The 11,891-nt window shown below is 52.2% G+C and carries 8 protein-coding genes; 7 read left to right on the top strand and 1 reads right to left on the bottom strand.

The genetic code is table 11. The annotated features are described in order from the left end of the window. Positions 1–23 precede the first annotated feature (23 nt). Both HOP44_RS13265 and rlmD read left to right on the top strand, forming a co-directional pair. Positions 24–905 (top strand): diacylglycerol kinase, encoded by an 882-nt coding sequence (locus HOP44_RS13265; RefSeq protein ID WP_172254079.1) that lies wholly within the window; start codon positions 24–26, stop codon positions 903–905. A gap of 357 nt (positions 906–1,262) precedes the next feature. Further along, positions 1,263–3,041, top strand: coding sequence for a 23S rRNA (uracil(1939)-C(5))-methyltransferase RlmD (gene rlmD, locus HOP44_RS13260; protein WP_343059878.1), 1,779 nt, complete (start codon positions 1,263–1,265; stop codon positions 3,039–3,041). Positions 3,042–3,588: 547 nt separating this feature from the next. Here rlmD and HOP44_RS13255 read toward each other — a convergent pair. Next, a complete protein-coding gene (locus HOP44_RS13255; RefSeq protein WP_172254077.1) occupies positions 3,589–4,506 on the bottom strand; it encodes a LysR family transcriptional regulator in 918 nt (305 codons plus the stop codon). A gap of 128 nt (positions 4,507–4,634) precedes the next feature. Here HOP44_RS13255 and HOP44_RS13250 point away from each other — a divergent pair, with 128 nt between their 5' ends. The 5 genes from HOP44_RS13250 (at position 4,635) to HOP44_RS13230 (ending at position 11,882) form a co-directional block, all read left to right on the top strand. Further along, a complete protein-coding gene (locus HOP44_RS13250) occupies positions 4,635–5,075 on the top strand; it encodes a DMT family transporter (protein ID WP_172254075.1) in 441 nt (146 codons plus the stop codon). A 34-nt stretch (positions 5,076–5,109) separates the two neighbouring features. Further along, the gene (locus HOP44_RS13245; protein WP_172254073.1) at positions 5,110–6,537 is read left to right on the top strand and encodes a glycoside hydrolase family 1 protein; all 1,428 of its coding nucleotides are present in this window, start codon (positions 5,110–5,112) and stop codon (positions 6,535–6,537) included. 95 nt (positions 6,538–6,632) lie between these two features. After that, on the top strand, positions 6,633–8,474 hold the full coding sequence (locus tag HOP44_RS13240) for a beta-glucoside-specific PTS transporter subunit IIABC (protein WP_172254071.1): 1,842 nt from the start codon (positions 6,633–6,635) through the stop codon (positions 8,472–8,474). A gap of 518 nt (positions 8,475–8,992) precedes the next feature. After that, the gene (locus HOP44_RS13235; protein WP_172254069.1) at positions 8,993–9,973 is read left to right on the top strand and encodes a LacI family DNA-binding transcriptional regulator; all 981 of its coding nucleotides are present in this window, start codon (positions 8,993–8,995) and stop codon (positions 9,971–9,973) included. Between the two features lie 262 nt (positions 9,974–10,235). Further along, positions 10,236–11,882, top strand: coding sequence for a glycoside hydrolase family 13 protein (locus HOP44_RS13230; protein ID WP_172254067.1), 1,647 nt, complete (start codon positions 10,236–10,238; stop codon positions 11,880–11,882). The last annotated feature ends 9 nt before the right edge of the window (positions 11,883–11,891 follow it).

The following is an 11,891-nucleotide window of genomic DNA, read 5'->3' as shown; positions in this document are numbered from 1 at the left end:
AAGGAACAGGTGGAATTTGAAAGATGAGAAGAGCGAGGCTGATCTATAATCCGACGTCCGGACGGGAAGAGATGCGGCGCCGGCTGCCGGATATTTTGCAGCGTCTTGACGAAGGCGGGATCGAGACGACCGTGCATGCGACGACGGGAGAAGGCGACGCGACGCTTGCGGCGATCGATGCGGCGCGGCGCGGTTACGATATCGTCATCGCCGCGGGCGGAGACGGTACGATCTATGAGGTGGTCAACGGTCTGGCGAATCAGGAACATCGGCCGGATCTCGGCGTATTTCCGCTCGGCACGACGAACGACCTGTCGCGTGCGCTCGGCATTTCGCGTCAATGGGAAGATTACTGCGATCTCGTGCTGCGCGGCGAATCGCGTCCGATCGACGTGGGACGGGCGAACGATCGTTATTTCATCAATATCGCGGGCGGAGGCTCGCTGACGGAACTGACGTACGAGGTGCCGAGCCGTCTGAAGACGATGATCGGCCAGCTCGCTTATTATTTCAAAGGCGTCGAGAAGATGGTCAACCTGAGTCCGATGCAGCTGAAGATCGAAGCGGAAGGCCAAGGCGAGATCGAAGGCGAATTCATGGTCTTCCTGATCGGCAACACCAATTCGGTCGGCGGATTCGAACGTCTCATGCCGGATGCGCGGATCGACGACGGGCTGCTGGATGTCATTTTGCTCAAAAAATGCAATCTCGCCGAATTCATCCGTGTCGTCTCGATGGCGCAGCGCGGCGATCATTTCAACGATCCGAACGTGATCTATTTCCGCACGAAGCGGCTGGAAGTGACTTCGCCGAACGACGTGCTGCTGAACCTGGACGGCGAACTGGGCGGACGCCTGCCGGGCGTGTTCGAAGTGCTGCCGCAGCATCTGCGGGTGTTTGCTTAAGAACGGGCGGCAGGCTCCGGCGCGAAGACACGCAGAGGCTGCGGTCTTCGGCTTGGATGCCGCCTTGGCGCGGACGAAAATCGTGTCCCGCCGCACATAACGTGTTACAATACGGGAGGAAGAACCGCGTCCGGCGGCAGAGCATCAGGCCGGGCGGAGGGCATCCTCCTTTTTGGCGTGTCCGAAAAAATGTAAAAGGCCAATAAAAACAGGCTTAAGAGGCTAGGTTGTTTTTCGGGATACGCAGGACGCGGGATTGTGTCCGAACTAACGATAACAGGCGGGCCAGGTTTCTTTTTCGGCAATTTAACGTTGAGCTCATCTCCTTCATGAATATAAGCGAAAGAAGTGAATAGAATGAACAAAAACAACAACGGGCGCAGTACGGGCAAAAGCGGCGGGCAGGGACGCGGAGGCAAAAGCAAGCCGCCTATGGGAGCGTCTGCGGGACGCAGCCGCGGCGGCGCGGGCCGGACGAACACCGGTCGCGGAAGAGGCGGGGCACGTCCGGAAGAAGAAATCGAAGGTCTGCCGGTCGCCAAGAACGACGAAGTTACCCTCGACATTATCGGCATGAACCATAACGGCGAAGGCGTCGGCCGGGCGGAAGGCTATACGCTGTTCGTAGCCGGGGCACTGCCGGGCGAGAAGATCTCGGCCAAAGTCATCAATACCAAAAAACAGTACGGGTACGCCAAAATGGGAATGCTGCTCGAGAAAAGCCCAAGCCGCGTCGAAGCGCCGTGCGAAATCTTCGACCGCTGCGGCGGCTGCCAGATCCAGCATCTGGATTACGCGGCGCAGCTGGAATGGAAGCGGCAGCAGGTTGCGGACAGCCTCCAGCGGATCGGGAAACTGAATGTGCGGACGTTCGGCGCCGAGCAAACTGCCGAATACGCGGAAGAGGCTTCCACCGGGCAGCCGCTTCCGGCGCTCGAAGCGACCGGCTTCGGCGGCGGCGAAGGCCGCGGGAATGCGGAAGAACAAGCGGGCAGTCCGGCCGCCGAAGCCGGAACGCTGGCCGCACCGGCCGAAGCGGATTCCGCGGCAGGGGAAGGCGAGGCATCGGGCGGATCGGCCGCAGCCGACGGCGGTTCGCTTGGCGTCCTCGTGCCGCCGACGCTTGGCATGGGCGATCCGTGGCGCTACCGCAACAAAGCCCAGGTGCCGATCGGCGAAGAGAACGACCGCCTGATCGGCGGGTTCTACGCGCGCGGCACCCACCGCATCGTCGACATGGAGACGTGTATCATTCAGCACGAAGCCAACGACGAGATGGTCGAGACCGTCAAAGCGATCGGCCGCGAGCTGGGCATCCCCGCTTACGATGAAGAGACCGGCCGCGGTCTGCTGCGCCACGTGGTCGTCAAGGTGGCTTTTGCGACGGGCGAGAAGATGGTGGTATTGGTCACGAACAGCGAACGTCTGCCGAAGGCGGAGCAGTGGATCGCCGCGATCCAAGAACGCGTACCCGGCGTAAAAAGTATCTGCCACAACGTGAACATGCGCCAGACGAACGTCATCTTTGGCGATGTGACCACTGTGCTGTGGGGCGAAGAAGTCATTCACGACTACATCGGGGAGATCAAGTTCGCGATCTCGGCCCGTTCCTTCTATCAGGTCAACCCGGCGCAGACGGAAGTGCTGTACGGCAAAACGCTGGAATATGCAGGCCTGACCGGGCAGGAAACCGTGATCGACGCCTACTGCGGCATCGGCACCATCTCGCTGTTCCTGGCGCAAAAAGCGAAGCGGGTCTACGGCGTCGAGATCGTCAAGGAAGCGATCGAAGACGCACGGAAAAACGCGGAGATCAACGGCATCACGAATGCAGAGTTTGAAGTCGGCGCATCCGAAGACGTTATTCCGCGCTGGCGGGAGCAGGGCATCACGCCCGACGTAATCGTCGTCGATCCGCCGCGCAAAGGCTGCGATATCCGGCTGTTGGAGACGATCATCGAGATGAAGCCGGAACGGGTGGTGTACGTCTCGTGCAACCCGGCGACGCTCGCTCGCGACCTGCGCGTGCTGGAAGACGGCGGGTTCAAGACGGTGAAGGTCCAGCCGGTGGATATGTTCCCGCAGACGGTGCATGTGGAGGCCGTGGCGCTGCTTACGCGGCGGGGCTTGGAGTAAGCTGATTTTTAAGTCGGGACGGATTGGGTACGCAGAGAATTTATTCTTTAAAATCGTATTTAAAAAAGCTACTTTCACCTTATGGGAGCGTAGCTTTTTTTGTTCTTCTTAATAAGTTGAGAAGATAGGATGAAATAAAGTTAATCATTAATCCGTCGTATTCGGCTTACGTTGAAGTTAACACCTGGACAAGTTCACAATTCTATAAGAAGTTATGAAGGATTGTACAATGGATTGTCTGGGCAGCGCTAGATTTCGTGTAAGCAATTCTATAGCGAATCCCTAAAATTTGCTCTTTGATGCTATTTGCCGGACTTCAACCTTCCCTGCGAACTTGCGGAGTAATGCGTTAGAGAACAGAGGATGAAGCCGGAAGGAAAAGGGGGTGCGAAAAACATTAGAATTATCGTTAAAAGTGTCTAAGTCGAGACCGGATAAGCGAATAGCGGGGTGGCCAGGAGCTCCGGCAGTCCTTGCTTCTAGTGGGTTGGGCATCAGAGCTTTTCTTACGTCGGCATAATCGGAAGACCACCGTTTTAGCGCTTGGTTATCTCTTTCTTGACCCAATCGAAACATCCGAATCTTGATTAAAAAGTTCGATGAATTTCTGTGCCGCCGATGATAAAGGGAAGTTGTTTTTAATTACGATACTTAAAAATCTTTTAGGTATTTTCTCTTGGATTGGTACGACAAACAGCTGCCGCTGCTCCAAATCTTCACGAACGAAGTCCTCGATCACACAAGATACCCCAAATCCTTTTTTTGCGAATTCGATCAAAAGTTCCATTGTACTCAATTCGGCTTTGGGCATGACGGGTACTCCGCATGAAGCAAAAAAATTATCGATATGAGTTCTGGTGTTGAGTCCTTTCTGCAGCAAATTCATGGGATAATTCTCCGTTAATTCACGCAAGGCAATTGGTCTTCCTCGCAGGCCCTTGAATCTTTCCCCTACTACGAAACAATCTTGTATTTCGATTTCGCCGATTACTTTCAAATGATCGGGTTTTCCGGCAGCGTTAATAATGCCTATATCGATTTCGCCGGACTCCAATTGTTTGATGGTTGTGCGGGTAGACTGATCCTTAATATAGATTTCGACACCGGGATAAGCGATGGAATAGGTTTCGAGATGCTGCATCAGAAAGCTGCTGCATGCCGTCGTGCTTGCGGATATTCGCAGTTGGCCCGCCGTCAGGTTTTTCAGCTCGCCGAACTTCCGTTCCGCCGCCTGCAGCAATTCATAACTTTGTTCCACGTATTGAAAAAGAATTTTCCCTTCTTGGGTCAGGGCGACTCCCTGGGCTTTTCTGTGAAACAGCTGCTCTCCCAATTTGCTTTCCAATAATTTGACGGACTGGCTCACAGCCGGTTGGGAGGTGAAAAGTTCTTTTGCTGCTTTGGACATACTGCCGGCTTTAGCGGTTATGTAAAAAATTTTGTAAAGTTCATGATTAATATTCATATAAATATTTGATATACCTCCTATATGTATTATTAATTTTACTTATTTCTTTACGTAAATTATACTCGGATTGTCAGCAGCTAATCAATGCCGGATAATCAAGTCTTCGAAGAAGGAGAAAACAAGCTATGGGCGTTTTTTTCGTATTGTTTGCGCTTTTGGCCGGTATGGCTTTACCCACTCAATTCAGCGTCAATTCGCAGTTGAGAACGGTAGTAGGTTCGCCGATCACGGCATCGACGATTTCATTTGCGATAGGAGCGCTTTCTTTGGCGCTTTTGTCTCTTTTCTCAAAAGGTTCGATGGTGAGAAAAGAATGGTTGGAAGCTCCGGCGTGGATGTGGACGGGAGGACTGCTCGGCGCTTTTTACGTATTGGCGACAACCATTCTAATGCCTCGAATCGGCGTAGCCGCGACAGTCGGCTACGTGTTGGCCGGCCAAGTGATCATATCGGTCATTATCGATCATTTCGGACTAATCGGAGCCAGCGTACATAGTTTAAGCGGACCGCGCTTATTGGGTGCTTTCTTGGTAATTGCGGGAGTTGTTATTATCCAAAAATTCTAATCGGTTTTGCAAGTGCCGGACAGGAGGAGAAGAAATGAAAAAAGACTTCTTGTGGGGAGGAGCCATTGCGGCGAATCAGGCCGAAGGCGCATTTGGTCGAGATGGAAAAGGGATGAGCACGGCGGATATTCAGCCTTTTTTGCCGGATGCTAGTCCCACGGAACTGAATTTCAACAATCTGGATTCGGCGGGTTACCGCAAATTTAAAGACGGAGTTTATATCTATCCCAAGCGTCAAGGGGTTCATTTTTACGACCGTTATAAGGAATATATCGACGTGCTAGCCGAAATGCATACGCAAACGCTTCGTTTGTCGCTCGCCTGGAGCCGGATTTTCCCCAACGGAGACGACGCCGAACCGAATGAAGAGGCGCTTCTTTTTTACGATCGACTATTTGCTTACATGAAAGAAAAACGGATCGAACCCATCGTAACCATTTTCCACTACGAAATGCCTCTGAACTTGATTGACTCTTACGGAGGCTGGGCTAACCGCAAAGTGATCGACTTGTTTGTTAAATACGGTCAAACGGTTCTGCGGCGTTACCAGCATGCGGTGAAGTACTGGATCGCAATCAATCAAATTAATCTGATTCATAAGGAAGCGTTCGCTTCGCTCGGTCTTTTGTCCGATCAAGCGCAACATTACGAACAATTGAAATTCCAGGCGGTGCACCATCAATTCGTCGCTTCGGCGAAACTGACGGAATTTGCGCACGAGCTTAATCCGGATATTCAAATGGGAATGATGCTCGCGGATAGTCTAACGGTACCTTATTCCTGCGATCCCGCGGACGTAAAATTGAACTTTCGAAGAAACCGCATGCAATTTTTCTACAGTGACGTTCTGCTTAGAGGAGAGTACCCGGAATATGCGCGGACTTATTTTGAAGATCACGGCATTAAACTGGATATTACAGAATCGGATCAAGCCGTGATCCGCAGTCATAAGGCCGACTTTTTGGCAGTGTCGTATTATTGGTCTAACACAGTTAAAGCCGGCGAAAACACGATGGATCCTAATACAACCGTGAAAAACCCTCATTTGAAAGCTAACCGTTGGGGCTGGTCGATTAATGCGAGCGGACTGTACTTCTGTATTTCCGAATACTGGGATCGTTACCGCGTGCCGATGATGATTGCCGAAAACGGAATCGGTTACAAAGATCGTTTGACCCCGGACGGCCAAGTGCACGACGACTACCGGATTCAGTATCACCGGGAGCATATCTCGGAACTGCAGGAAGCCGTTCGCGAAGGGGCGGACGTGTTCGCCTACTGCAGCTGGGCACCGTTTGATATCGTCAGTGCGGGAACGGCGGAAATGAGCAAACGATACGGATTTATTTATGTCGATTACGACGATGAAGGAAAGGGAAGCGGGGAATTTTATTATAAAGACAGCTTTTTCTGGTATCAGCGGGTGATCGATTCCAACGGAACCGATCTTTCGAATCTTTAAATGACAACACATTCAGCATAAAACAAAATCCCGGAACCCATTGCGTTCGAGAAAATTCATCAGGTGTTCCGGGTTTATTTTCGGGAGGGATTAAAATGGATACGCGAAGATTGGCACAGGAAATTTTGGCAGGCGTCGGCGGCGAGCAAAACGTCAATGCGGTCTGGCATTGCGCTACGAGACTCCGATTTAAGCTGAACGATAAAAAGTTGTCCGATACCGGCAGAATCGAAAGTACGGATGGCGTTATTACGGTAGTGGACAGCGCGGGGCAATACCAGGTCGTCGTAGGAAATTCAGTGGCCCAGGTATACGAGGCGCTGGTTTCGCTGCCGGGAATGGGCAAACACGCTACAGGGAGCGAAGAAGAAAAGGAAAAGGAAAAAGGCAAATTCAATCCAATCAGCCAACTGATGGACTTCGTTTCGGCCGTCTTTACGCCGTTTCTCGGCGCTCTGGCCGGTGCGGGAATTCTGAAAGGTCTGCTGTCGCTGCTAACGAGCATGAATTGGCTTTCCACAAATGCAGGCGCTTACAAAGTCTGGAACGCGGCCAGTGATGCAATCTTTTACTTCCTGCCGGTCTTCCTTGCTTTTACTGCCGCAAAAAAACTAAAAGTAAATTCGTTTGTCGCGGTGTCTTTGGCCGGCGCGCTTATTCATCCTTCGCTGGTTCAAATGGTGGCGGATTCGCAAGCGCTCGACTTCTTCGGGATTCCGATCGTCCCGATCACGTACACCTCTTCGGTATTTCCAATTTTGCTGGCGATCTGGGGCCTGTCTTACTTGGAACCGATTTTGAACAAAATATTCCCTGAATCTGTTCGCAATATGTTGACTCCCCTATTTTCCTTGGTCGTTATGCTTCCCCTGACCCTGATTGTAATCGGCCCGATAGGAACGCAGATCAGCAACGTATTCGCATGGGTTCTGCTTGCCGTGTACGGATTTTCGCCGCTGCTGGCGGGGTTGATCCTGGGAGCGTTCCATCAGTCCATTGTGATTTTCGGTGTCCATTGGGCTCTGATTACGCTGATGATTAACAATGTCGCCAACCAGGGTTACGACCAATGGCTGCCTATCGTTTGCGGCGCGGTACTTTCCCAGGCGGGTGCCGCTTTGGGCGTATTCCTGAGAACGAAAGATCCCAAGCTCAAAGCGCTGTCCGGTTCTGCGGCGATTACCGCAATCTTCGGCATAACCGAGCCCGCTATCTACGGCGTCACGTTAAAATTGAAGCGTCCGTTCTACTGCGCAATGATTGCGGCCGGGATCGGAGGTGCGGTAATCGGGGGGTTCGAAGTTCACGCTTCAACGTTCACGTTCCCGAGTCTGCTCGCTATTCCGACCTATTTGGGCCAGGGGTTCATCGGAGAAGTGATTGGATTGTTGATCGCGTTCTTCGGATCCGCGATCTTGACGTACTTCTTCGGCCTTCCCCGCAAAGCGTTGGAACCGCCTGTTACCGTTTATAATCCTAACGTTATTGAAGTTCCGGTGGCAGGGGAAGTCGTCCCTTTAAGCCGTGTGAACGATGAAGTCTTCGCATCCGAAGCCATGGGCAAAGGCGCAGCCGTTATCCCGTCAAAAGGACTCGTGATTTCACCTGTCAGCGGAACGATTACAAGCGTATACCGGACGGGCCATGCGATTGGGCTTGTATCCGATTCCGGGACGGAACTGCTGATTCATATCGGAATCAATACCGTCAAGCTCAAAGGTCAATACTTCCGTCCTCTGGTTACGGATAATCAAAAAGTCCATGCGGGCGATAAACTGGTCGAGTTCGATTTGGAACAGATCAAAGCGGCCGGCTACGATCCTACGGTCATGATCGTCATTACCAATTCCGGCGAGTACGAGCAGATTGAGCCGGATCCGGATTTTTCGACTTCCGGTCATCTGCTGAAATTGGTTCCTTCTCGTTCAAGTATGTGATTTTATTAGAAAACCTATAAGTTTCGCATTAAAATAAAACGTTTTAAAGAAGCTCTGCTTATTTCCGATCCTTTGGAGTGGGGAGTTCGATAAGCTTATCCGGCCGAGTGAAAATGAACAACTTTATGAGTCTGATCGTTTAAAGCAAGTTGTGTAATCTTAAACATGTTTTTGGAAATAAATCTCCTAGAACGGAATACCCTATATCGCCTCCTGCGTCCAATCCTTCCCCCATCTTTCCCAGACCGAAGGGAGAGTATGAGATGAACGCGTTTGAATGAAAGCGAAGTCGATAATTATCCGCCGAGGGGGGAAGTTTCGCTCGGCGAACGGGTTGGCTATGCTGTGGGCGACGCTCTGTCCGTAGGCGGAAAATCGAAGTCCAAACTTGCGAGAGAGGTTCTCTCGCAAGTTTTTTCGCATAAACAGGCTAACTTTCCGTGTCTTGTGAAACAGTTCCTCACCTGCTATACTGGTTCCCGATTGAATGAACGGAAAAGAAAGCGGGAGGTTAGGGCATGGCGAGCATACGGGAAGTGGCCAAGCTGGCGCAGGTCGCGCCGAGCACGGTATCGAGAGCATTGAACAGCAGCGGCTATGTGGCGGAAGAAACGCGGGAGAAGATCAAGGCGGCCGTAGCCGAGCTGGATTACGTGCCGAATCAGTGGATTCGCAATTTATACCGGCAGAGTACCGGAATCATAGGGGTAGTGGCCCCCGGATTGATCCATCCCTTTTTCTCGTCGTTGTGGAATCATCTGGAGCTGGAACTGCGCAAATTCGGCTATAACATGATGCTATGCAGCACCGGCGGAGACGAGCAAAGAGAAAGAGAATACCTGGATACGCTGGAACGGAATCTGTTTGACGGCGTGATCGACGGTGCGGCTGTACTACCCGATGAGAATTATGCGAAGCTGGAGAAGCCGATCGTTTTCCTGGATCGAATCGTGGCCGGTATTCCTGTCGTCAGTTCCGATCATCGACAAGGCGGAGAGCTGGCCGCGCAGAAGTTTCTCGAATGCGGCTGCCGTAAAGTCCTGCATACGGTCGGCGACCGACAGCATCGGCTGCAGTCGCATGAAGGCGACGACGCGCTCGATCGCTATCTGCAGGAGCACGGGGTCGAGACGATCCGTGAGGAAGTCTCCTGGGACGATACGACAGATTATGAAAGCTGCTACAAATTGACCAGACAGATGTTGGCCGCGTATCCGGACGTGGATGGCGTACTGGCATCCGACCTTCAAGCGGCGGCATTTCTCAAAGCAGCCGTATCGCTTGGCATCGACGTGCCGGGGCAGCTGAGCATTATCGCTTACGACGGAACTTTCGTCACTTCTTTTAACTCAACGGCCCCTACCGCGATCGTGCAGGATGTACGGACCATTGCTCGGCAGACAGTGGCCGTACTGCTAAAACGGATTAACGGGCAGCAGTTGGCGAAGGAACAAATCGTCGTTCCGGTGACGCTGGTCAAAGGAGAAACGACGAACTGAGCACATATTAAACCGGTCGAATTATTTTAAGGAACTGTTCCACAAAAAAAGATTGACCTTTTAAATGGACAGGAGTATTCTTAACTCCACTGGAACAGTTCCATATAGTTCGCCGAAATCGGATGAGCGCACAAAGTTATGGAACAGTTCCATTTCAAAGCCGGGACGTTTTAAGTAAGCAGTTGTGAAACCGAATTCAAAGCCATACTTAAATTTTTTTGCATATATGTGGAACAGTTCCACTAAGATGATGGAGGGACTTATGGACAATCAATGGTGGAAGAAGTCGGTCGTATATCAGATTTACCCGCAAAGTTTTAAAGACTCCAACGGAGACGGAATCGGCGATCTGCCGGGCATTATCGAGAAGCTGGACTACTTGGCGGAACTTGGAATCGACGTGCTGTGGGTTTGTCCGATTTTTCGGTCGCCCATGGTAGATAACGGTTATGACGTAGCGGATTACCGGAGTGTGGACCCGATGTTCGGAACAGACCAAGAACTCGATGGACTGATTGCCGCTGCCGGGCAAAAAGGAATCAAAATCGTATTGGATCTGGTCCTTAACCACTGCTCGGATGAGCACGAGTGGTTCCGGCGTGCGCTGAAGGATCCGAATTCGGAAGAAGCGGGATACTTTTACTTCCGGCACACGGAAGACGGACAGCCTCCAAACAACTGGCGGTCCAACTTTGGCGGCTCGGCTTGGGCTCAGACTGAGGACGGAAGATGGTATCTGCATACGTTCGCAAAAGAACAGCCGGACCTCAATTGGGAAAATCCGAAGCTGCGCCAAGCCCTGTACGACATGATTAACTGGTGGCTGGACAAAGGTGTCGGAGGATTCCGGATCGATGCGATCACCTTTATCAAAAAGGATCTGTCGTTTGCTTCCGGAGATGCGAAAGACGGCGCTTTGTACCCAATCGAGAACTTCCAGAGCTATCCGGGGATCAGCGAATTCCTGACGGAATTGAAGCGCGAAACGTTTGCCAAATACGATGCCGTTACCATAGCGGAAGCGCCGGGCGTTTCGCCGGAGCTGTTTGCCGAGTACGCAGGACCGGACGGACATTTCTCGATGATTTTCGATTTTAACTGGGATCACATGAAAGGCGTCTCGGTCAAATGCGATCCGGATTCCGTGTCCGCTTGGCGCAGCCGGATGTTTGAAAGCGTACTGCACACGCAGGAGCACGGCTGGAGCGCCATTTTCTTAGAGAACCACGATCAGGCGCGCTGCCCGGACAAATTCCTCGATAAAGACAAGCACGGCCGGGACAGTATGGCCTGCCTGGCGACGACCTATATGCTGCTTCGGGGTACGCCTTTCATTTATCAAGGGCAGGAGCTCGGCATGACAAACAGCATAAGAAGCGGAATCGGCGAGTTCCAGGATGTGTCTGCTTTGAATCAATGGAAGGAAGGGCTGGCGCAGGGACGTTCCGAGGACGAGATGCTTCAGGAGCTGAACGATTACGGACGCGATAACGCCCGCTCGCCGTTTCAATGGAATGCGGAGCAGCACGGCGGTTTTACGACAGGAACCCCTTGGATGCCGGTTCATTCGAACTATCGTGAAGTCAATGCGGAGAAAGCACAGGCCGATGCCTCCTCGATCCGGACGTATTACAAGGGACTGATCGCGTTCAGAAAAAGTGAGGAATGGAGCGACGTGCTGGCTTTCGGCAGCTTCGAACCGGCTCTGACCGAATATCCGTCGCTTATCGCTTACCGCCGAAGCTTCGAAGGACGGACGCTGCTCGTGCTGAACAATTACGGCGGCTCGCTGGAGCTTCCGCTGGCGGAAGGAGAAGTCGTATTCGGCAGTGTGGAAACGCCGGAGATCAAGGACGGCAAACTGAACCTGCTGCCGTATCAATCCGTTGTGCTGACAGAGACGGAATAAACGAATACC

Origin of the sequence: Saccharibacillus deserti, assembly GCF_013618475.1 — a bacterium.
Lineage (GTDB): Bacteria > Bacillota > Bacilli > Paenibacillales > Paenibacillaceae > Saccharibacillus > Saccharibacillus deserti.
This window is presented reverse-complemented; position numbering and strand designations above follow the sequence as displayed.